The sequence below is a fragment of the Clostridium drakei genome, from assembly GCF_000633595.2.
Classification (GTDB): domain Bacteria; phylum Bacillota; class Clostridia; order Clostridiales; family Clostridiaceae; genus Clostridium_AM; species Clostridium_AM drakei.
In genome coordinates, this window is record NZ_JIBU02000005.1 from 144,394 (window position 1) to 167,034 (window position 22,641).

The 22,641-nt window shown below is 30.8% G+C and carries 17 protein-coding genes and 3 riboswitches; of the genes, 13 read left to right on the top strand and 4 right to left on the bottom strand.

All coding sequences use genetic code 11. The features are described 5' to 3' along the window. Window position 1 precedes the first annotated feature (1 nt). The 8 genes from EG57_RS0203510 to EG57_RS0203545 all read left to right on the top strand — a co-directional run bounded on the left by EG57_RS0203510 (window position 2) and on the right by EG57_RS0203545 (window position 12,893). Window positions 2-5,515 (top strand): DUF4430 domain-containing protein, encoded by a 5,514-nt coding sequence (locus EG57_RS0203510; protein ID WP_032075891.1) that lies wholly within the window; start codon window positions 2-4, stop codon window positions 5,513-5,515. 295 nt (window positions 5,516-5,810) lie between these two features. Beyond that, window positions 5,811-5,997, top strand: a riboswitch (cobalamin riboswitch). Window positions 5,998-6,490: 493 nt separating this feature from the next. After that, entirely contained in the window at window positions 6,491-7,471 is a 981-nt protein-coding gene (locus tag EG57_RS0203515) for a TIM barrel protein (RefSeq protein ID WP_032075892.1), read from the top strand. Between the two features lie 128 nt (window positions 7,472-7,599). Continuing rightward, a riboswitch (cobalamin riboswitch) is annotated at window positions 7,600-7,798 on the top strand. 112 nt (window positions 7,799-7,910) lie between these two features. Then, complete coding sequence (cobK, locus tag EG57_RS0203520) at window positions 7,911-8,681, top strand: precorrin-6A reductase (RefSeq protein ID WP_032075893.1); 771 nt, start codon at window positions 7,911-7,913, stop codon at window positions 8,679-8,681. 55 nt (window positions 8,682-8,736) lie between these two features. Further along, window positions 8,737-9,591, top strand: coding sequence for a cobalt ECF transporter T component CbiQ (gene cbiQ, locus EG57_RS0203525; protein WP_242859801.1), 855 nt, complete (start codon window positions 8,737-8,739; stop codon window positions 9,589-9,591). Window positions 9,592-9,602: 11 nt separating this feature from the next. Further along, entirely contained in the window at window positions 9,603-10,457 is an 855-nt protein-coding gene (locus tag EG57_RS0203530) for an energy-coupling factor ABC transporter ATP-binding protein (RefSeq protein ID WP_032075894.1), read from the top strand. Window positions 10,458-10,497: 40 nt separating this feature from the next. Continuing rightward, window positions 10,498-11,250, top strand: coding sequence for an energy-coupling factor ABC transporter permease (locus tag EG57_RS0203535; protein WP_032075895.1), 753 nt, complete (start codon window positions 10,498-10,500; stop codon window positions 11,248-11,250). Then, a complete protein-coding gene (locus EG57_RS0203540) occupies window positions 11,250-11,600 on the top strand; it encodes an energy-coupling factor ABC transporter substrate-binding protein (RefSeq protein ID WP_032075896.1) in 351 nt (116 codons plus the stop codon). The genes EG57_RS0203535 and EG57_RS0203540 overlap by 1 nt, the downstream gene beginning before the upstream one ends. Before the next feature lie 225 nt (window positions 11,601-11,825). Beyond that, on the top strand, window positions 11,826-12,893 hold the full coding sequence (locus tag EG57_RS0203545; RefSeq protein WP_032075897.1) for a DMT family transporter: 1,068 nt from the start codon (window positions 11,826-11,828) through the stop codon (window positions 12,891-12,893). A 192-nt stretch (window positions 12,894-13,085) separates the two neighbouring features. Next, a riboswitch (cyclic di-GMP riboswitch) is annotated at window positions 13,086-13,174 on the bottom strand. Here the strand turns inward: EG57_RS0203545 and EG57_RS0203550 are convergent. Together EG57_RS0203550 and EG57_RS0203555 are read right to left on the bottom strand one after the other, a co-directional pair. After that, complete coding sequence (locus EG57_RS0203550; protein WP_242859802.1) at window positions 13,175-13,993, bottom strand: diguanylate cyclase; 819 nt, start codon at window positions 13,991-13,993, stop codon at window positions 13,175-13,177. Between the two features lie 35 nt (window positions 13,994-14,028). Beyond that, entirely contained in the window at window positions 14,029-14,379 is a 351-nt protein-coding gene (locus tag EG57_RS0203555) for a hypothetical protein (RefSeq protein ID WP_029161356.1), read from the bottom strand. Window positions 14,380-14,690: 311 nt separating this feature from the next. On the opposite strand from EG57_RS0203555, the gene EG57_RS0203560 reads away from it, so the two are divergent. From EG57_RS0203560 to EG57_RS0203570, 3 genes are all read left to right on the top strand, one after another. Beyond that, the gene (locus EG57_RS0203560) at window positions 14,691-16,034 is read left to right on the top strand and encodes an FAD-dependent oxidoreductase (RefSeq protein ID WP_032075899.1); all 1,344 of its coding nucleotides are present in this window, start codon (window positions 14,691-14,693) and stop codon (window positions 16,032-16,034) included. Window positions 16,035-16,154: 120 nt separating this feature from the next. After that, window positions 16,155-17,747: an MFS transporter gene (locus tag EG57_RS0203565; protein ID WP_032075900.1), complete on the top strand. Its 1,593-nt coding sequence runs from the start codon at window positions 16,155-16,157 to the stop codon at window positions 17,745-17,747. 216 nt (window positions 17,748-17,963) lie between these two features. Beyond that, complete coding sequence (locus EG57_RS0203570) at window positions 17,964-18,455, top strand: MarR family winged helix-turn-helix transcriptional regulator (protein WP_032075901.1); 492 nt, start codon at window positions 17,964-17,966, stop codon at window positions 18,453-18,455. Between the two features lie 82 nt (window positions 18,456-18,537). On the opposite strand, the gene EG57_RS0203575 is transcribed toward EG57_RS0203570, so the two are convergent. Both EG57_RS0203575 and EG57_RS26195 read right to left on the bottom strand, forming a co-directional pair. Next, entirely contained in the window at window positions 18,538-19,743 is a 1,206-nt protein-coding gene (locus EG57_RS0203575; protein ID WP_032075930.1) for an MFS transporter, read from the bottom strand. A gap of 66 nt (window positions 19,744-19,809) precedes the next feature. Next, complete coding sequence (locus tag EG57_RS26195; protein WP_029954867.1) at window positions 19,810-20,253, bottom strand: MarR family winged helix-turn-helix transcriptional regulator; 444 nt, start codon at window positions 20,251-20,253, stop codon at window positions 19,810-19,812. Window positions 20,254-20,445: 192 nt separating this feature from the next. Between EG57_RS26195 and EG57_RS0203585 the strand changes: the two genes are divergently transcribed. Both EG57_RS0203585 and EG57_RS0203590 read left to right on the top strand, forming a co-directional pair. Continuing rightward, complete coding sequence (locus EG57_RS0203585) at window positions 20,446-21,618, top strand: NAD(P)-dependent malic enzyme (protein ID WP_032075902.1); 1,173 nt, start codon at window positions 20,446-20,448, stop codon at window positions 21,616-21,618. 26 nt (window positions 21,619-21,644) lie between these two features. Further along, window positions 21,645-22,619 (top strand): 2-keto-3-deoxygluconate permease, encoded by a 975-nt coding sequence (locus EG57_RS0203590; RefSeq protein WP_032075903.1) that lies wholly within the window; start codon window positions 21,645-21,647, stop codon window positions 22,617-22,619. The last annotated feature ends 22 nt before the right edge of the window (window positions 22,620-22,641 follow it).

Consider the following 22,641-nt stretch of genomic DNA (forward strand, 5'->3'; position numbering starts at 1 on the left):
TATGAAACAAAAGTATAAAAGTATAATGTCATTGCTTATGACAATCATACTAACATTAGGTATTTTAGGAAGTAATTTAATTGTAAACACGAATGTTTCTGCAAGTGAAGGAAATAAAGTAGAAACAAGTAATAGTGCTACAGTTAATTATGCCATAAAAATATTATCAGATGAATTAAGCAAAAAAGGTGCAGCTCTTAAAGTAGACCAATGGGCTGTTTTATATAAAGCTGGTGTAAAGGTAGAAAACAAAAAAGACATATTGGCGAAGGAAATTGATACAAAATCTACAGTTATAGGAACTAAAGTTAAACAAGCTGCGATATTGATGGATATGGATGAGGATCCTGCAAATTTTAATGGAAAGAATTTTATAAAAGAAATATCTGATGAAATAAGTAAATTAGATGAAAATAGCAGATTTTCTATTAATGAAATAAAAGCAATAACTTTACTTGATAGATATAATGAAAAGTATAAAGATAGTAAGGTGGATTATAATGTTCAAAATGCAGTAAAACTAGTTATTGAAAATCAAAATAAATCAAAAGGTACAGTATTCAATGTACCTCAAAATGTAGCTTGGGGTTTAAATGTTTTTGTAAAACATAGAGATATTGATGGTGTTAAAGATGCTGAAAAAAAAGCAATGGATTCAGTAAAAAATTTTGAACATGATGATTCTGGATTCTATTTGAGCAAATTTGGTTCAGGAATACATGCAGAAGCAGTATCAAAGCTTGTATCAGCAGGTGTAAAATTAGACTCAACTGAATGGATAAAAGTTGACAAAAATCCAATAGATGCCTTATTTAATTCATGGGATGGTAAGGAATTTCAATCATCTTATGGAGGAGGTAGAGATGAAACAGCTTATGAGAAAGTTTTAGATGCTTTAGCAGCATTAAAAAATTCAGGATATGGAGATTATGTATTAAAGGGTACTAAATTTAAAAATAATAATCCTCAAAAAGAAGGAAGCAGTATAAATCAATTTATTGATTCTGCTATCAATTACTACAATAATGTACATTTTGTAGAAAATCAGGGGCAATTAAAAGGATTTCAATATTCTGCATTATATAGAACAGGTGCAGACTTGAGTAAAAAGAATTGGTATTTAGTAGATAAGTACGAATCAAGTTATGACACAGAATTAAAAAATTTAGCTTCAAAAGTAAATCAAAGTTTAATATTGCTGGATATTAATAAAAATCCCAATGATTATAATAATAGGCATTTTATTGATGAAATAAAAGAAGAAATTGATAAAAATGATAGTTATTTTAGGCAATCTGATATACAGGCAGTAATTGCAATTGACAAATATAATGAAAAATACCCAGATAAAAAAGTAAGCTATAATTATAATCATGCAGTGAAAAAAATTATAGAAGCACAATGTGATGATGGTGGATTTAAACAATCAAATAGCTCAGTACCTAGAAATACAGGCTATGCATTGATGGCGTTATCTAAACATAAAGATGCAGAAGGTGTAGATAATGCTATAAAAAAAGCTATATGGTACATACATAATATTCAAAAAGACGATGGAGGGTTATATGATACAACATATGTAACTGGATATCACGCAGAAGTACTTCAAGGATTGATAGCTGCAGGAGAAAATCCAACATCAGAGGAGTGGACTAAATCTTCAGGTAAAAATCCAGTAGATGCACTATTTAAATTATGGAAAGATAATGGCTCTTTTGATGGAAAAGAGGGAGAAAGCGTAAATAATAAAGGTTGGCTGGAAGCCACATGGAAGAGCTTATATACCCTATTAGATTTGAAAGATGCAGGATATGGAAACTATATTGTTAATGGCGTAAAAATTTCAAATCCAGACAACCCAAAAGAAGAAAAGACATGTAAAGTAAATGTTGCAATTGTTATGCCAAAATCAGGTGGATATGACTGCATGTTTACTCCTAAGGAAGTAACAATAAGTGATAAAAAACAGGATAAAGGGTTTACAGCATTAGGTGCACTTCAAGCAGCAACATCTCTATTTCAGATGAATGGCGATATGGTTACAAGTATTTATGGATATGAAAACAAAGATCAAAATGGATGGATGTATAGTGTAAATGGAGCTGCTCCCAATAATGCAGCATCAAAGGTAGAGGTTAAGGAAGGAGATAAGATTGTCTGGTATTACTCATTAAATGGTATGGAGTCAAAGATCCCTTCATGGGAGGAATTAACGGATAATAAAAAGGCTCTAAGTGCTAAGGTTAAAGTTAGAGTAGAGGCAAATGACCACACTATAGTTACTGAAACAGAATTAACAGTAAATAATTTTGATTTGACTCCATATGGCAGCAAGGAAAAGAAGGACGACAAGGTATTTGCAATTCATGCACTTATAAAGGCACTGGAGAGTAAGAAGATAGACTGCAAAGATGTGAGCCAGTTTGATTCAAGCGGATGTACCTATATAAAAAATATTGCAGGAGTTAAAGAACGTTCTGTAGGCAGCAATGATGGCTGGATGTATTATGTGAATGATAAGTATGCCCCTGATTATATGAATAATGTTGAAATACATGATGGGGATTCAATTGTTGTATTTTTTCAAGAAGATTATTTGAAAAATATATATACATGGTTTGAAAATAAAGACATAAGTGTAAAAACTGGTGAAAGTTTTAAAGTTAATTTAAAAGGAAGTAAATATGATATTAGCAGCAGCAAAGAATTGACTACTCCTATTGACAATGCAAAAATATTAATTGATAATAAAGAACTTGTAGTTAATGGTCAATATATAACTACTGATAAAGATGGAAATGCCCAATTAAAATTTGATACCCCTGGAACCTATATTATATCGGCAGTTAGATTTGATAAGGATGGAAAAACAAGAGATATTACAAGACCTTATTGTAAGGTAATAGTTGAGCAGGGTGAATCATCTGTAAATAAAGATACTCTTGAAAAATTCATAGATGAGGCACAAAATTTAGTAGATCATTCTACAGTAGGAACTGAAAATGGACAATATCCTAAGGAATCCATGGATAAACTTTCAAAAGAATTGACAAATGCAAAGAGCATAATGGATAAAAGCGGAGTGTCTCAAACTGAAATAAATGCTGAAGTTGTAAAACTTCAAAGTGCAATATCTGCATTTAAGGATTCAATAAATAAGAATCAATCTGTTCAAAGTGCTATAGATGATGTTGTAGGTTATTATAATTCAATTTTGGATAATCAGTACAAGACATTTGATTTTATTACAACTTTGGCATTGAGAAGAGCAGGTATGGATACTGACAAACTAGTTCAAAAGATGAACATTTATGGTATGGATAATTTACATAATTATTCAAGAAATATAATGACTCTTATAGGAGCTAATAAAAATCCAAGAAATCATAGGAACAAAGATTATGTAGATTATCTAATAAAATATGATTATTCAAAGGAAAATAATTCTGAATATATTGCAAAAGCTGTAATAGCTCTTGATATGGCAGAAGCTGATTATGATAAAGCAAAACTTGTAAATATTCTTTTGGGTAAAGCTCATGATGAAGGAAATGGTAAGATTTCCTTTGGAAATATAGTACCTGGTGATGAAGATGAATTTGGAGAAGAAACTGAAGATCAGTATAATGCAAGTATTGAAGGAAGTATGTGGACTTTGATTGCATTGGCAAATCATAAAAATATAGATAACTGTAATAATGTGATTGAGGGAATTAAGAAATATATAAAGGCTCAACAAAAAGAAAGTGGTTTAGTAGCTGATGATAGTTTCAATACATCATTACTAATTCAAGCCTTAATTGCACTTGGTGAAAATCCAAATAGTGATACTTGGAATGTAAATATTGATGGAAACAAGGTAACACTTTTAGATGCTGTACTAAAATGTAAAATTGGCAATAGTTTTGCACTAAATCCAAAATCTTCAATTGTGTCAGATGTGGCTACACCTAGTGTATTAGCAGCTTTAAGTGATTTGAAATATAATACTTCAATGTATAAAGAATTGAAGTATAAAGACACAGCTGCTCCAGTAAAAATATCTATTGATGGAGAAAAAGCAGTTCAGATTTATAATGGACAAAGTTCCCTTATTACTGCAAAGGCATATGACTATAACAATGTGGTTGTAAGCAATACAGCAGTTTCATGGAAAAGTTCAAATGATAAAGTAGTTTCTGTAAAGGATGGAACAATAACAGGTATATCAGAGGGTGAAGCGGATATTACTGCATATATTACAGGTAATGAAAGTATAAAAGATAGTATAAAAGTAAAAGTAGTTGCACCACCTGTTATTGATTACAGCGGTAGATTAAAAAATGAAATTGAATTTTTAAAAGATCATTATAAAGCATATAAAGGTTATGAATTTTTAGCTTCTCCTGCAGCAGTTGTGTCAGGATTAGATAAAAATGAAGTTGCTAATAATATATATAGATATTCTAAGAATAATACAGCACTTCAAAATGCAAAGACAATTATAGCTCTTTTAGGTGCAGGACTTGATCCTAAAAATGATATAGTGAAGGAAAAGACAAATAACTATGTTGAAACACTTGAAAAAGCTCAGTCATCTGCTGAGGATAATAAAGGAAAGTTTATCGTAAATGCTTTGATGGATGAAGATTCTATTGAAGCACAAGCTTGGTGTATATTAGCACTTGATGCTGCAGGTGGAAAATATGATAAAGAAGCAGCAGTGAAAGCTCTTTTAGCTATGATTAATAGTCCAAATTATAAAAATGCAAGTTCTTATAAGGCTATAAAAACAGAAGCACTTGCTCTTGCTGCACTTGGAAAACATAAGGATATTAAAGGAGCACAGACAAAGATTTATGAATTAGAAAATTATTTAAAACAAAAACAGAATAATGATGGTGGATTTGATATGGAGGCTGGAAGCACTTTTCAAAACAGTCCTGTAGCAACTGCTGCTGTTGTTATGGCACTTCATGTCAATGGAATTGATCCTCTTTCATTCCAGTGGACTAAGAATGGAAAAACAGTTATTGATTCTATGGAAAAAGCTAAATTTAAAGGCAGTGATCCTTCAAAATCAGGATATTGTCAAGGAGAAGGTTTAGATTTTGAAAATAGTGAAGCATCATACTATGCATTTGCAGCATATGTAGAATTACTTAACAAGAAATCTATATTTGATATGATAGATAAAGCTAAAGATCCAAAGGATGACTCTAAACTAATAGAAATAACTAATGAAAGCTCTAATCCATCAGTAAAATTAGGGAATGATTCAAAAGTATCAATAAAAGCAGTAAATAATTCTGATAATGAACAAAATGTTGTAATAGTAGTAGCATTGTATGATGAAAGTGGTAATATTATTAAATCCATAAGTGGGGAAAAGATTATTAAAAAAGGAGATTTTTCAGTTTTAAATACAAAAATGAATATTCCACAAGAAGGAAAGTATACATTAAAAGCTTTTGTATGTGAAAGCTTTGAAAATAGTAAGGTTATTTCTAATACTATAGACATACCAATTAAATAAGTAAAAGAAATTAAATGAGCTAAGTATGAAAAGGTGCTTAGCTCATTTGAGTAATCACAAATTTATCAGGGATTAAACAGATGGGGCTGTCGCACTAAGTAATTTAGATACAATATGTTGATTTGCAAATTTAAAATTAGCACAACATTATTGTAGTATTTATTCTTAATGCGACAGCCACATATTTTATCGTTTAAAAAGCTTCTATGTTAACAAATTGTATTATATAAAAAGTTTGACTTGTTGACAAATAAGGAAAAAAGATGTAATATAATTATGTAAACAGTTATAAAAGTAATAATATTTCAGTACAGGCTTCCTTAATGGGAATTAATAGGGAAAGTGGTGAAAAGCCGCTGCAGCCCCCGCTTCTGTAAGGATGATGAAACTCACGATATACCACTGAAGGCATGAGTCTTTGGGAAGGTGTGAGGAGTAAGATGATTCTAAGTCAGTAGACCTACCTGTTTCTATGGATATAGTGCTCTCGGAGGGAGAGATAAGTATCGAGCGATATTATGATTTTAGTTTTTAAGCTAAAGCTGTATTCGTGTCGTATATTTAAGGACCTTCGAAAGAAGGCCTTTTTTATATAAAAAAATTATGAAAATCATGTACTTATTAAAAAAACTGTAATTTGTAATGTGGAGTTTTATACATTGACCATTTATAGTTTTGCATAAATATTAATGTTTAAAATATTATGAAATCGTACATTTGCTTCATTAAAAATTTTTACTTAGCTTAACATTACAGATTGCAGTTTTTAAAATAAAATAATGGGCTAGTGAATTGATTAGCCTATTATTTTAGATTAAAATGGGTAAGTAATGGAGTTCTCTCTTTAAAAAATTACCATAGGGCTATCTTATAGCATATTTTAAATACAATATACTATAAGGTAGTCTATTTAAATATTAAAAGTATTTTACACGTTTTTGAAATTGATATTTTAATTAATGGGGGATATTGTAAATGATAAAACTAATGAATTTGTCTACATATGATTATGATCTTAAAAGATTTAACTTTAAAAGTGAGCAAATAAAAAAATTTCTAGGAAAACACAATATGGATGGTGTTGAACTTTTAAATCCAATTATGTGGGAAGAAAAAATCCTTCCTAAAGGAATAGTTAAAGGGGTACATTTAAAATATTATCCTACATGGCTGGATTTTTGGAAAAATAATAAAAATGAACTTTTAAGGCAATTTAAAACTGAAGATATTATAAACCAATATTATTCAGGCAATAGTAAAGAAGTTATGATACAACATTATAGAAAAGAAATTGAAACTGCAGCTAAAATAGGTGTAAAGTATATGGTGTTTCATGTAGCTCATGTGGAAGTTGAACATGCTTATGATTATAATTTCGCTTATTCTGATGATGATATTTTAGATGCATCAATTGATCTCATAAACCAGGTATTTGAAGGAATGGACACAGATATAGAACTTTTATTTGAAAATATGTGGTGGCCTGGATTTACCATGCTTAATAAAAATATTGCATTAAGATTGTTGAATGAAGTTGAATATAAAAATAAAGGATTTATGCTTGATATATCCCATTTAATGAATACAAATTTATATCTTAAAGATGAAAAAGAAGCAGTTCAATATATAATAAATACTGTAAATGAGCTTGGAGAGTTAAAAAATCTAGTAAAGGGTATACATCTTAATTCTTCGCTATCAGGAGAATATGTAAGATCTCAGATAATTAAAAAGAAAAAAGAGAATAAACAATTTGATTTAAATCCATTAAGTGAAGAGGTATTTATGCATGTTTTTAAAATAGATTGCCATAAGCCTTTTAAGGATAAAAATATACAGAAAGTTATAGAGTTTATTAACCCAAAATATCTTATATATGAATTGATTGCTGATTCTATAGAACAACTTGAAGAATATATTGAAACTCAAGATAGTGCTTGTGGTAAAGAATTCTGAAATTTTTTATAAAATATTGACAAAAATATATTTAGTATATATGATATAAGTATGTTATATCGTGATTTTCATAGGAAAAATTAGTGTGATAAAAATTAGATTTTGATAAAATTTGTATATATTTAAACAATATAATAGTTTAAATAGGTGTCGATTGTAATCAAAAAGTGTTATAAATCGATGAAAAGGGGAAGATGGGTGAAAATCCCACGCGGTCCCGCCGCTGTAAGAGAGGAGTCCCTCTGAGAATGCCACTGAATGGATCGGGAAGGCAAGAGGTGATAATGATACTTGAGCCAGAATACCTACCTGTTTTAATACCTATTACTCTACGAGAGATAGAGGAGGTTTAATACAGTGTGTCTATTTTTAGTATTAACTCATTGTCTTTTGAGAGACAATGAGTTTTTTTATATATATGATATTTTTGGAGGTAAGTATGTCAGACATATTAGTTATTGCTGGAACAATGGATGCTAAACAAATAATAAATAAGCTTTATGAAATTGGTGAAAAAGTTACTGTAATGGTCACTACTAAGTTAGGCAGTGAATTGATTGATCATGACAATAGTATTGATATTTATCAGGGAAAGATTAATAAGCTTAGTATTGTTGATATGATAGATAAAGTACATCCAAAGTGTATAATCGATGCTTCCAATCCTTTTTCAGTAGACATATCTCGAAATGTAATAAGTGCTTGTAAATCAACTGAATTACCATATATTAGGTTTTTGAGAGAAAAAGTAGTATATGAGGATTATGACATTATAAAGGTAAAAAATTATGAAGAAGCATATGAAAGCATACTGAAATATAAAGGGAATATCATACTAACTGTAGGAAGTAAGAAAATTGAAACCTTCACTAAGATTCCTGATTACCAAAATAGAGTATATCTTAGAGTGCTTCCGGATTGGATGGTCTTGAAAAAATGTGAAAAATTAGGATTCAATTTAAGAAATATAATAGCAATGAAAGGTCCATTTAATGAAAAATTAAATGAGGAAATATTTAAGTATTGTAATGCTTCTGTTCTAGTGACAAAAGATAGTGGTAATACTGGAGGTGTTGTAGAAAAAATAAATGCAGCTAGGAAATTAGGAATTGAAATAATTATGATTGAAAGATCTGATGAAAACTATGAAAATAAAACTACTTCAATTGAGGAAATAATTGACTTTGTAAAAAAAATAATTAAAAAATAGTAATTTTAAAAAATTATTATTTTACCATGGGTGAAAAGTAAAAGGGGGTACAGCAGTGTTTTTTTTTAAAATTCGAAATAATAATGGTCATAATCATGAAAATAAAAAACAACATCATAGAGTTGGACATAAACATGGTGAAGGATTTTCCATTGATTTTTATTCTTATAGTTCAAAAATAAGACACTGGAATCCTACTTTTAAAGTAGTACTTTCTGTTTTAGTATTGATTCTTTGTATTGTACTTAATAACCCATGTGTATCTATTATGGTGATTATTGCAATGACTTATGTGACGGTTATAAAAGGGGAACTTCCATTACATGAATATTTGTCAATAATGACAATTCCTATAGCCTTTATTTTATTGGGTACTTTTACTATTGCTATTGATTTTTCTAAACAGCCTTTGGGACAGTATAATATGTATCTTGGTTTTGCCTATGTATTCACTTCTAATTTAAAGCTTAAAGAAGCTGCCTTTTTGATATTAAAGGTTTTTGCAGCAGTTAGTGCATTGCAGATGATGACATTATCAACTCCGTCCTCTGAGATTATTTATGTACTTCGTAAGGCGCATGTGCCAAAGCTTATTATAGAGCTTATGAATATGATTTATCGATATATTTTTGTTTTAATGGATGTATATAGTAAAATGAAAAATTCTGCAGAGTCTCGAGAGGGTTACTGTGATTTTAAAACCTCCTGTTATACATTTGGAAATGTTGCAAGCAATATGCTGGTTACTTCGCTGAAAAGAGCAAACTCATATTATGATGCTATGGAGGCTAGATGTTATGATGGAGAACTCATATTTTATGAGGAAGATAAAAAGTTAGAAACAACACATATTGTTATGGCAGCAGTATTTATAATTTTTTTAGTTGTAATATGGAGCTTTACGAGATAGGGGGATCTATTATGGAAAAAACAATATTAAAGGTTGAAGATTTGCATTATATTTATGGAAATGGAAAAGTTGCATTAAATGGTGTAAGTGTGGATATTCATGAAGGTGAAAGAATTGCTGTTATTGGCTCCAATGGATCTGGAAAATCTACATTTTTTTTAAATATTAATGGTGTATTTACACCAGAACAAGGAAAAATCATTTATCGGGATACAGTAGTTAATAAGAAAAACCTAAAGGAACTTAGGAAGAATATTGGAATTGTGTTTCAAGATGCAGATAATCAGATTATTGCATCTACGGTTATGGCGGAAGTTGGATTTGGACCTATGAATTTAAAGCTTCCAAAGGAAGAAGTAAAAAAGAGAGTTGATGAAGCTCTGGCATATATGAATATTTCTGATTTTAAGGATCGTCCGCCTCATTATTTGAGTGGTGGAGAAAAGAAAAGAGTTACTATTGCAGACATTATTGCTATGAAATCAGAAATTATTATTTTTGACGAACCTACGGCAGCGTTAGATCCTTTAAATGCCATGATGTTAGAAGAAGTTTTAGACAAGCTTACTTTAGAAGGGAAGACAATGCTCATTTCCACTCACGATGTAGATTTTGTATACAGATGGGCTGAAAGAGTTATTGTATTCTGTCAGGGGGAAATTATATCAGATGGAACACCATTAGAAATTTTCAAAAATGAGGAGGTTTTAAAGCAAGCAAATTTAAAGCAGCCAACAATGCTGGAGGTTTATGAATCTCTTGTAGAAAAGCATTTGATAGAAGATACAAAGGTTTATCCTAAAAATACTGAAGAATTTAAAAAAATGCTTGAAGAACAGATATCTTTTCTAGGTGCATTAGCTTAGATTAAATATAAATTTAAATTAGCATGAGGGGGAAAATAAAATGAGACAAAAAGAAAAGAAAATTATCACTATTATTACAGTATTTGCATTGACTTTTGGAATAGTTCCAGTGGCAAATGCAATGCACATTATGGAAGGATATCTTCCACCAAAATTTTGTATTGCATGGGGTGCTATTTGTGTTCCATTTTTAGTATTGGGATATTTATCAATTAAAAGAACGTTAGCTGAAAACCGTAAATCTATGACCATTCTTGCTATGGCAGGTGCATTTATTTTTGTACTTTCATCTTTAAAAATTCCATCAGTAACAGGAAGTTGTTCTCACATGACAGGTACAGGACTTGCTGCAATTTTATTTGGACCAGCTGCAGTAAGTATATTAGGTATCATTTGTTTAATTTTTCAGGCGATTTTACTTGCTCATGGTGGACTTACAACTCTTGGAGCTAACACTTTTTCTATGGCTATTGCAGGCCCATTAGTTTCTTATGGAATCTATAAATTATGTCAGAATATGAAAGTTAATAAAAGTGTGGGTATTTTTATAGCAGCATCAGTTGGTGACCTATTTACTTATTGTGTAACTAGTATTCAGCTTGCACTTGCATATCCTTCTCAAAGTGGTGGAGTTATGGCATCTGCAGCCAAGTTTCTTGGGGTATTTGCACCAACACAGGTTCCACTTGCAATTATTGAGGGTATCCTTACTGTTGTAATTATTATGGGTCTTGAAACATATGCAAAATCTGAGTTAACAGGTATTGGATTTTTAAAGAGAGGTGAAAATTAATGGCAAAGACAAAAAAGAAGGTTATTATTTTATTAGTTATTGCTGCATTAATTGCTCTTATACCATTATTCACATTGAAAGGTGCTGAATTTGGAGGATCAGATGATGCAGGAAGTAAAGTAGTTTCACAGATTACAGGTAAAGAGTATGAACCTTGGTTTACGCCTGTTATGGAAACTTGGATTGGTGGAGAATTACCAGGTGAAATTGAAAGCTTATTATTCTGTGTACAAACAGGTATTGGTGTTGGTATCATAGCATTTTTTATGGGAAGATTAGTAGAAAGAAAAAAGATAGAAAATGAAAAGACTAAAGATGGGAAAAAAGCTACAGAATCAGTAATTAGTTAGAAATTCATATAAGAATATTAAAAGACTTATTTCATAGAGATTAAATAAAGCAATTTGAAGAAAACTTAACAAAAAGTTATGTTATCTTCAAATTGTTTTAATTTTATGAGAAAAATTTAATAATGACATTTTTAACAATAGTGTTAATGTATTCATAATTGCTGTTATAATTAAATTACACAACTTTTGCAATATTATATGAATTATATAAGAGAGGAGAGTATAATGAATAAATCAAAAGCTTATCCAATTATGATGGCATTGGTATCTGCAATTTTGTTTGGAGCCAGCGCACCTATAACTAAGATGCTTTTAGGTAAAATTGATCCTATTCCCCTTGCTGCATTTTTATATCTTGGCAGTGGAATTGGATTGTTAGTCTTTCAGATTGTCACTTCATTTATAAAGAAACAAGCTTTAGATGAAGCACCTTTGAAGAAAAAGGATTTTCCTTGGCTTTTAGGTGCAAGTATTGCAGGAGGAATTATAGCACCTATTATTTTGTTAAATTGTCTTAAAATAACTCCGGCCTCAACTGCTTCACTGTTGTTAAATTTTGAAGGAGTTGCAACTACCATAATTGCAGTAATATTTTTTAAAGAAAATGCAGGAAAACAAATATTAAGTGCTATAGTATTAATTACTGTAGCAAGTATCATTTTGTCATGGGATTTTAAAAATCAATGGGGATTGTCCATAGGTTCTTTCGGGATTATATTGGCTTGCTTTTGTTGGGGGATAGACAATAATTTCACAAGAAATATTTCTGCAAAAAATCCATTTTCTATTGTAACAATAAAAGGAATTATATCAGGTTCTTTTTCATTCATTCTAGCTATGATACTTAGTAATCAAATACCAAGCTTTACAATTTTAATATCTGCCATGATTATAGGATTTTTTTGCTATGGTTTAAGTATAGTGTTGTTTGTATTTGCCATGAGGGATTTAGGAAGTACAAGAACAAGTGCATTATATGGAACAGCACCATTTATTGGAGTTATTTTATCTTTTATTTTATTGAGAGATACTCCAAACATTATGTTTTTTATATCACTTCCTATTATGATTATAGGAACAGTGCTTTTATTAAAGGAAAAACATTATCATACGCATATGCATAAGGCAATACAACATGAACATAGACATAATCATGATGATACTCATCATAATCATGAACATACTTCTGGTCAGGTTATCATAAATGGATATCATTCGCATATGCATACACACAAAGCTATAGAACATACTCATCCGCATTCGCCAGATATTCATCATAGACATGAACATTGATTTTAAAAATAAAAAATGATTATGTGAAAATTAGTAGAGATATATAGATTATAATAGATAAAGTTTAAGTATACATTGAAGGGAATATATAATCATACAATTTAATTTTAAAAGTTTATCATATGAATAGAGGTTAAATTTTATAGAAGTGGCAGGCATCATATTTGCCTGCCATGAGTGATTTATTAATTCATTGGCAACCTGACTGTCATAGCAGTTAAAATTGCTTTAGACTCATGGCTTTGCGTCCCCACTTTTCAATGGGTTTGCCTTTTTCAATTTTATGCAATTGCATTTATATTTTCAACAACAATTGAGGTATCAATTCTCTTTTTTGCTTTTGTAGATGCTAAGCTTGCTATATTTATTAATTTATCTATAATGCTTAGAGTGTCACCTTTTTTATTATTATGATTTTTATATCCTGTAATGCCTATTGATGCTGAAACAGGAATATTATTAGGAAATTTATATGAGTTTATAGCATCTATCAAATTTTCTGCAAATAGCGTACATCTGTCTATACAGAAAGGTGTTAATATTGCAAATTCATCTCCTGCGTATCTACACAAATAACTGTCTTGAGGAATGTTTTCTTTTAATATTTTTGCTACATTTTTTAATATTAAATCTCCATTTATATGTCCATATTTTTTGTCAATAGTTCCAAAATTATTTAAATCAATAAAAATTAAAGATAGTTCATTTCCATTATTTAATAATTTATATGTATTATAAAATATATAATCACTTTTATAAAGACCAGTAAGTAAGTCAATATGTTTTGCAAGCTCGATATCTAAGGTTGTTCTTGTTAAGAAACCTTTAAGATCATCATTTTCTTTTACAAATATTACACTTATATCCTTATTGAAATCAAATATTTCTTTGATTTTCCATGTGGGTGTTGAAGGATCTATGAATTTATATTTATCTGTCATAACATCAGCAACTATTCTATTAGGATGTGCAGAAATTAATTCTTTTTGAGTAATTACACCAACCAGCTCTTCTTCATCATATGCAACAAAACAATAAATGTTTTTTTCATAAAAAGCATTTATTACGCTTCTAATACCATTCAAAATGTTAACTTTCATAAAATTTTTATCTAGTATATTTAAAGCTTTTTGCATTATAACTCAATAGATTTGCTAACATGAATAGTTATGTTAATCTGAGATCTTATAATCATAGATTCGTTAGCAACTTTTCCTCCTTCTTCCATTATTATTGAAATTAATTTATCTTTCGGTATCATACTTAGCAAAAATTTTCTTATCACAATTGCTTCAATTTGTGGATGATCAATTCTAACTATTTCATATTGTTCTGGAGAAAGTATATCCACCATTCTTTTAGCAGCCTCTGGTCCAATAGGGGCTCTTTTGCCTACTATTAATATGTCTTGCATTGGAGGCATTTCAAATTCTGAAAAGTGCATATTTATTTCTGCTCTTCTTTTTTCTTCTAGTCTGGTTTCCATTATTTCATCCCCTTTCTATAGCTTATATTTTATCATATTTTGTCTAAATTTTCTATTATAGGCAACTTCATGTTTGAGTTATATATCATATATTATACTCCAATTTATTAAGTCCTATGATTTGAATGTTCTGAAAATATTATTGCAACCATAATTATAATGTGCTAATATTGTATTATAAAAAAAATTATAGTAAAATTTTTTATTATAATTTTTTTTATAATAATTAGTATAGATAGTGAATATAACTAATTTAAATTGTTATGTTTATTATAAAATGCAAAAATATTTTTTGTTTTAGGAGGTAAAGTATGAGTAAAATTATTGTAGAATCATCACGAGAAGTGCCAGTATTTGATGAAGCTGATGTTTTAGTTGTTGGTTCTGGTCCTGCAGGACATTCAGCAGCTGTTGCAGCTGCACGTGCTGGAGCTAAGAAGGTAATTATTGTAGAACGTTATGGACATTTAGGAGGTATGGCTACAGGAGGTTTTGTTATTTTAATTCCTCATTTATCCTTTGGTGAAAAAAGAATGATCAGGGGATTACAACAGGAATGGATTGATCGTATGAGTAAGCTTCCATATGGAGTTTTAGGACCTAAGAAAGAAGAAACAGGAAGTAAAGATCCAATGCTCTTAAAAAAATGGGCTGGTTATTGGGGCTTTGTGCTTAATGGCAGTATTAATTATGGTGCATATTTAGATCCAAATCAACTGAAAATCGTATTGGATCAGATGATTACAGAAGAAGGCAGTAAGATTATTCCTTACTTAGAATGTTGGAGTGTTGGAGCTATAATGGATGAAGATACCATAAAAGGTGTAATTATTGAAAGTAAAGAAGGTCGTAAGGCGATTCTTGGAAAAGTTGTAATCGATTGCACAGGTGATGCTGATATATGCTCATTTGCAGGTGGTGATTTTGATGAAGATCGAAATCAATCACTTAGAAGTGCAAATACGGCATCTGTTTATCGCTTAGGTGGAGTAGATTTTAGGACATTCGCAGAGTGGAAGGCAGATAATTTTCAAGAGTGGTATAGTGTGCATATGTCTAATATGAGTAAAATTACAGGCTTTAAAATGTCTCCTCATGCCACACCACGCAATGATCAGTGTTGGATAAATAACTGGCTTCCTAGATATTGTCTAGATATTAAAGATTTGACGGAAACACAAATGAGTGTACGTCGTACAATGCCTGAAGCTATAGACTATTTAAAAGAAAATGTTCCAGGCTTTAAAAACGCATATTTAATAGATATAGCACCTCAAACAGGTACTCGTGGCAGCAGAAGGATTCACGGATTATATACACTTTCGAAAATGGACTTAGATAACACTTATGAGCATGAAGATACTATAGCAGTAGTTCCGCCGTTCAATTTTAATGTTTGTGAGACACCTACAGAAATACCTTATAGGGTTATGGTACCAGAAAAAATTGAAAATCTTTTAGTTGCAGGACGATCTTTTTCATCAACGCATGAAGCTAATGACTGGTCAAATTTGATTCCTCACTGTGCAAGTTTAGGACAAGCAGCTGGAGTAGCAGCAGCTGTATCATTAGAAGATAATATAAATGTACGTCAAGTAAACATTAAGAGGGTACAAAAAATACTAAAAAATCAAAATGTTTATATTCCAAGATAAAGATATTTTATCTGATATTTTACTGGGGGGTTTTGAATATCAATAATTTTAATGAGGAAATAAGATAACTATTGAATTTATTTGTCTTATAAAGAAAATAGAATATGGGGGTATAATGTTATGCCAGAAGGTCTAAAAACTGATGAACTTGAAACAATGTCATCTAAGAGAAAGACTCTTTGTGCTATTGCTATTTTAATTTGTGGTTTTGCATATTGGTCTACTAGATATAAAGCAAATGCTTTGCTTCCGATGATTTCAGGAGAACTAAATGGTCTTACATATTATTCATGGGCACCCATGGTATTTAGTTTAACAGGAGCTATTGCAGCTCCATTCTGGGGGAAAATGGGTGATATATATGGTAAGAAAAAGATACTATTAATTGTATTAGGACTTATGGTAACTGGGGAAGTATTATGTTTTTCAGCTCCAAATATATGGTTTTTTATAGCGGGATATGCAGTTAATGGATTTGGAGCTGGAGCTATGCAAGGCACATATATGGCACTTTTAGGTCAGTTGTTTCCTCCAACTGAACGTGGGAAAATAGGTGGAAGTATACTTTCAGTGATGAGTGTAGTTCAATTAACTTTACCTACATTGGCAGCACTGATTTCAGAACACTGGACATGGAGATATGTATTTGTACTTACAGCAATAATATTCATTATAACATTTTTATTTGTAATGTTTACAGTTCCAAATGTTACAAATAAAAATGCTGATAATAGAATTGATATTTTAGGTGTTGTAGCATTAACAATTGCTGTTTCTAACTTTTTATTAGCTTTGTCATGGGGAGGGTCCAGATTTAGATGGAATTCTCCAACAATCATAATTATGCTGATTGTATCGATAATAGTTTTTGTTTTATTTTTAAAACATGAAGAAAGAATCCAAGAATATTCAATAATATCAACTAAGTTATTGAAAAACAGAAATTTTTTATCATGTTGTCTTATATCTGTAACTATGACATTTGGACTTACTTGTGTAGCTACTTATTTAAGTCTTTATGTGCAGGGAGTTATGGGGAAATCAGCAACTATTTATGCAACACTTGAGATACCAGCAAGCTTTATAGGTATCTTTATGGGTGCTTTTGCAGGATTTATGATGGATAAAACTAAACATTATAAATGGATGCTTGTACTTGCTCCTTCGTGTGCAGTTATAACTATGTTGTTTTTTGGATTAATGCCTGCAACAATATCTCTAATTGCAATAATTGCTGCCAGAGCTATTTATAATATAGGTGGAGGCTCATGGATGCCTTCTATCAATACTTTAAGTGCTATGGCTTATATTGAACCTAAAGACTATGGCGTAGGTAATGGTACATTATTCTTCTTTACTGCGTTAGGAAATGCACTTGCACCAGCATTGCTAGGATCTATATTAAATAGTGTTTATGCTAAATTTATTGTAAGTAATATATCTAATCTTTCGTTAAATCCAAAACAAGTATCACTGGTATCTACGGCACGTGTTTTAGTAAATAAAGATTCACTAAAACAATTGCAAGCAACTTTTGTTGATTCTTCTCAATACAACACAGTTGTACAAGTTGTAAGAAATACTTTACAGACTTCTTTACGATCAGTATTTATAACTGCAGCTTGTTTCATATGTATAGGTGTTATTTCTGCACTACTTTTAAAAGAAATTCCTTTAGACCAGGTAGAATATAAAGGAAGACTCAGAAAATAGTTTATCATGATTTAATTTATAGTAGCATTTTTAAAAATTAATGCTACTATAAATTATTTTTATGAGAGAACAATTCTCCTCTGTCCTTTAAAAAATATTGTTCTCATATAATTAAATTGCACTCTTTTACATATTAATAATTAATTATATAATATAGTTATGTAGCATCAATCATGCTTTAAATATGTAGATAAACTAGGAGTGAGGAAAATAACAATGAATGATTCAAAAGTAGAAGCAGATCACTTATTCCGCAAAAAAGTATTAGATACCTTAGATAATCAATCATCCATCAATATTCAGATGAATTTTTGGTTTAATGAGATGATGATATATCATGGAGTTAGTTATTCTGAATATCGTATAATTAGACTTTTAAGAAAATATGAAAATGGAGTTGAACCTTCAGTGATTGCTGATAAGCTAGCTATTTTGAGGCAGACTACAACTAATATGGTAGATGGATTGCAAAAAAAATATCTGGTAGAAAGATCGCCTCATCCTGTGGATAGAAGGCGTATTTATATAAAGTTAACACCAGAAGGTGTAGAACTTGCCAATAAATTAGTAGAGGAAATGTCTAGTGTACAAAGCAGTGTATTAGCTCATTTTGCCAGTGAAGATATGGAAAAATATTTGGACATAAGAACAAAAATTATAAAGTACACAGAAGATGAAATAAAAAAAAGATATACAGAGGAAAGTTAAAAGCTTTTTCTATTAACAAATTTTTGCTTTTAAAGCATACATGGATTTAAACTTCATATTTTATTAATGAACTACTGTAAATTCAGTAGTTTTGTTTTCTTTTTTTGATAAAGTGAAGTCTATATATTATAAAATGAGAAGTTATTGCCATAAACATAGATATAATACCAACAGTACAAACACCTTTCCAACCAAAATTTTGCCAGCATAAAGTACCGAAAAAAGAACCACAAGCTCCACCTATAAAGTAGAAAAACATGAAAACTGTTCCGTTTCGACTTCGCATTGAATCACTAAGAGATTGTACTCTTGCCATATTGGAAACTTGTCCGAACTGATTACCCAGATCTAGTATGATAATACCTACGATTAATCCCCATAAATGTAAGCCTAAAAACCAAAAACATAAATAAGCAAGTGTTGACAGCAAAACACCAATCCCTACAATGAAGCGAGGACTTTTTTTATCAGCCATTTTTCCAATTAGTGGAGCAGCAATAGCACCAGCAATGCCAGCTAGACCAAACAAACCAGCTTCTCTTGTACCCATATTATAAAATGGAGTTTCAAGTAGAAAAATTAAAGAAGTCCAGAAAGCACTAAATGCACCAAACATAAAAAAGCCATTTATTGCTGATTCACGTAAGGTACGTTCTTTTTTTATTTGTTTTGGTATAGATTTCATTAATTCGCTATATGAAATTTTTGAAGTTGGTTGACTTTTAGGAAAAAAATATTTAATTATGATAGCCAGAATTGACATCAATATAGCTGCAAGTAGATAGACAATTCTCCAGTTGAAAGCTGAACCTATTAATCCACTTAATGTACGTGATAAAAGTATACCCATCAAAAGACCACTCATAAGATTACCAATGATTTTTCCCTGTTCCTCTTGGTTGGCAAGATGTGCTGCATAAGGGATAATGAGTTGTGGTACTATTGTGGTAAAACCAACAGCAAACATGACAATGAGAAGTAGTACATAAAAGGGTGACCATGCAGCCATAAGTAATGATATGTCCACTAACAGTAATATGCGTAAAATCATTGATTTTCTTTCAGCCATATCTCCAAGAGGTACAAGCAATAAAAGACCAAAAGCGTATCCAATTTGTGTCAGGGTAGCAGCAATTCCAGCCATATTTTGTGTGATATGGAAGGTATCAGCTATTTGTGACTCTAAAGGTTGAATATAATAGAGATTAGCAACTGCCAATCCGCAAGCAATGGCCATTAAAAGTGTAAGCAATCTGGTTAATACAAAAGATGAATTTTTTGATTGAATATGCAATTTATTAACTCCTTTCAAAACCAATATTGTATACATACTATACAATATTGGTTTAAAAAATTACTCCTTCAGTGCTGTTTCAAATTTTAGTAGAAAGCTTTTTAAAAATAGTAATTGTTCTGCGCTGGAAGAAGATAGAATTTTAGAAATAACGGTTCTGTGCTTTTCGTGAGCAAGTTTATGATTTAGACAAGCCGTTTTTCCTTTAGTTGTGAGTAACATGAGAATTTTTTTGCTGTCGATTGGGTTTACTTTCTTTTCAATCATTTGTTTTCGTTCAAGCCTTTTGGCAGTTTGTGATGCAGCACCTCGTGTTATTCCAAGTGTGCGTGCAATTCCTGAAATGTGTAAACCTGGATTATCCATTATGCATTGCAGCATATGTATTTCTGAATGATAAAGCTCTGTATCTGTGCCAAATGTTCGAGCTTTGCTATCATTTTCGTAAAATTCACATATTACATCGATCATGAGCTCACTTATTTTATCAATATTTTGTTTCATGCTTTTATTGTATAGTATCTATACATAAGTGTCAATAAGTTAGAGTAGTTAAAAATTAAACAAAGTATTTTTAATGACCAAAATATATTTTAAAAGTTCATAATATTTTAATAAGTAAATATTGATGATATTATCTATTCATAGCAAACGGTTACAAAAAATCGATATAAAAAATGAAGGGAAGATTTAAAAATGAATTATTTTGAAGAAAGTTTAAAATTACATGAAAAAAATACAGGGAAAATTGAAGTAGTATCAAAGATTAAGGTTGAGACAAGAGATGATTTAAGTTTAGCATATACTCCTGGAGTTGCAGAGCCATGTAGAAAAATTCATGAGAATGAAGAAAATGTGTACAAGTATACTTCAAAAGGAAATTTAGTTGCAGTAGTTACAGATGGAACAGCAGTATTGGGACTTGGAGATATAGGACCTAAGGCTGGATTACCAGTTATGGAAGGTAAAGCAATTCTATTTAAAGAATTTGCAAATGTTGATGCATTTCCAATATGTGTAGATACGAAGAATATCGATGATATAGTGAAAACTGTAAAGCTTATAGCGCCAGTGTTTGGTGGAATTAATATAGAAGATATAGGAGCTCCAAGATGTTTTGAAATTGAAGAAAGATTAAAGAAAGAGCTTGATATACCTGTATTCCACGATGATCAGCATGGAACTGCGATAGTTGTTCTTGCAGGTGTGATAAATGCATTGAAAGTAGTTAACAAGAAAATAGAGGATATAAAAGTTGTTATAAATGGTGCAGGAGCTGCAGGAACTGCTATAGCTAAATTGCTACTTTCTTCAGGAGTAAAGAATCTAATCGCATGTGATAAGGTTGGTATTCTTTATAGAGGAATAGAAAATGTAGATGATGCTAAGAAGGAGCTTGCAATGGTAACTAATCCAGAGAATATTCAAGGAACTTTAGCAGATGCATTAGTGGGTGCAGATGTATTTATAGGAGTTTCAGCACCAGGAATAATAAGTCAGGATATGGTAAGATCAATGAACAAGGATTCAATCTTCTTTGCTATGGCAAACCCAACTCCAGAAATAATGCCTGATGAAGCAAAGGCAGCAGGAGCAAGGGTAGTAGGTACTGGACGTTCAGATTTTCCAAATCAGGTTAATAATGTACTAGCTTTCCCAGGAATATTTAGAGGAGCCTTAGATTGTAGAGCAAAGGAAATTAATGAAGAAATGAAAATAGCAGCAGCTTATGCTATAGCAAATAGTATTAAAGAAGAAGAGCTAAACGAAAATAATGTAATACCAAGTGCATTGGACAAGAAGGTAGCTTCAAATGTAGCAGAAGAAATTATCAAAGCTGCTAGAAAAACTGGCACAGCAAGAGTATAAAAGAAAGAATAAATGGAGGTATAAAAATGCAAATTCCAATTAAGAAAACACTTGACAAAATTCCAGGCGGCATGATGGTTGTTCCACTTTTTCTAGGGGTGTTAGTTAACACATTTTGTCCACAATTTTTAAAAATTGGTGGTTTTACGACAGCATTGTTTAGTGCAAGTGCATCATCAACAATTTTAGCTTGTTTTATGTTTTTGATTGGTTCACAGATTAACTTCAAATTAGCACCAAAGGCAATAAAAAAAGGTGTAATATTAATAACAGGAAAGTTTATAGTAGGTGCTGGTATTGGTATATTTGTAGGAAAAGTTTTTGGTCCTGCAGGAGTACTTGGGTTATCGCCATTAGCTATTCTTTCAGCACTTACAAATTGTAATGGTGGATTATATGCATCACTTGCATCACAGTATGGTGATGAAACAGACGTAGGTGCTTATGCTTTGTTATCTTTAAAAGATGGTCCGTTCTTTACACTTGTTGCATTAGGTGCATCAGGACTTGCACAAGTTCCTTTTAAAGCACTTGTAGCAGTAATGATTCCAATAGTAATTGGAATGATTTTAGGAAATCTTGATTCTGATATGAGAAAATTCCTTGGAAGCAGTAAAATGTTATTAATACCATTCTTCTCTTTCCCATTAGGGGCAGGAATGAATCTTGCAACTATTGCAAAAGCAGGAGGTCCTGGAATATTATTAGGAGTAATAGCTGCTTTCACTGGAATAGGAGCATTTATACTTCTTAAATTATTCAAAGAAGAGCCTATAATTGGACTTGCTACAGGTTCAACAGCAGGTAATGCTGTAGCTACTCCAGCAGCAGTTGCAGCAGCAGATCCAACACTGGTTGCTGTAGCAACAGTAGCCACTGCACAGGTTGCAGCAGCATGTGTAGTATCAGCCATAGTTTGTCCGTTTATTGTTACTTATACATTTAAACTGCTTAATAGGAATAAAATGAAAAAGTTAAATAATCAAGCTGCTGCATCATAAAAAGTTATTAGATAGTTACTAA

Coding starts and splice junctions, on each gene's coding strand:
- cobK (WP_032075893.1), top strand. CDS start 7,911: ATGTCAGACATATTAGTTATTGCTGGAACAATGGATGCTAAACAAATA.
- EG57_RS26195 (WP_029954867.1), bottom strand. CDS start 20,253: ATGAAACAAAATATTGATAAAATAAGTGAGCTCATGATCGATGTAATA.
- EG57_RS0203550 (WP_242859802.1), bottom strand. CDS start 13,993: ATGAAAGTTAACATTTTGAATGGTATTAGAAGCGTAATAAATGCTTTT.
- EG57_RS0203510 (WP_032075891.1), top strand. CDS start 2: ATGAAACAAAAGTATAAAAGTATAATGTCATTGCTTATGACAATCATA.
- EG57_RS0203560 (WP_032075899.1), top strand. CDS start 14,691: ATGAGTAAAATTATTGTAGAATCATCACGAGAAGTGCCAGTATTTGAT.
- EG57_RS0203585 (WP_032075902.1), top strand. CDS start 20,446: ATGAATTATTTTGAAGAAAGTTTAAAATTACATGAAAAAAATACAGGG.
- EG57_RS0203590 (WP_032075903.1), top strand. CDS start 21,645: ATGCAAATTCCAATTAAGAAAACACTTGACAAAATTCCAGGCGGCATG.
- EG57_RS0203540 (WP_032075896.1), top strand. CDS start 11,250: ATGGCAAAGACAAAAAAGAAGGTTATTATTTTATTAGTTATTGCTGCA.
- EG57_RS0203530 (WP_032075894.1), top strand. CDS start 9,603: ATGGAAAAAACAATATTAAAGGTTGAAGATTTGCATTATATTTATGGA.
- EG57_RS0203535 (WP_032075895.1), top strand. CDS start 10,498: ATGAGACAAAAAGAAAAGAAAATTATCACTATTATTACAGTATTTGCA.
- EG57_RS0203545 (WP_032075897.1), top strand. CDS start 11,826: ATGAATAAATCAAAAGCTTATCCAATTATGATGGCATTGGTATCTGCA.
- EG57_RS0203565 (WP_032075900.1), top strand. CDS start 16,155: ATGCCAGAAGGTCTAAAAACTGATGAACTTGAAACAATGTCATCTAAG.
- EG57_RS0203515 (WP_032075892.1), top strand. CDS start 6,491: ATGATAAAACTAATGAATTTGTCTACATATGATTATGATCTTAAAAGA.
- EG57_RS0203555 (WP_029161356.1), bottom strand. CDS start 14,379: ATGGAAACCAGACTAGAAGAAAAAAGAAGAGCAGAAATAAATATGCAC.
- EG57_RS0203570 (WP_032075901.1), top strand. CDS start 17,964: ATGAATGATTCAAAAGTAGAAGCAGATCACTTATTCCGCAAAAAAGTA.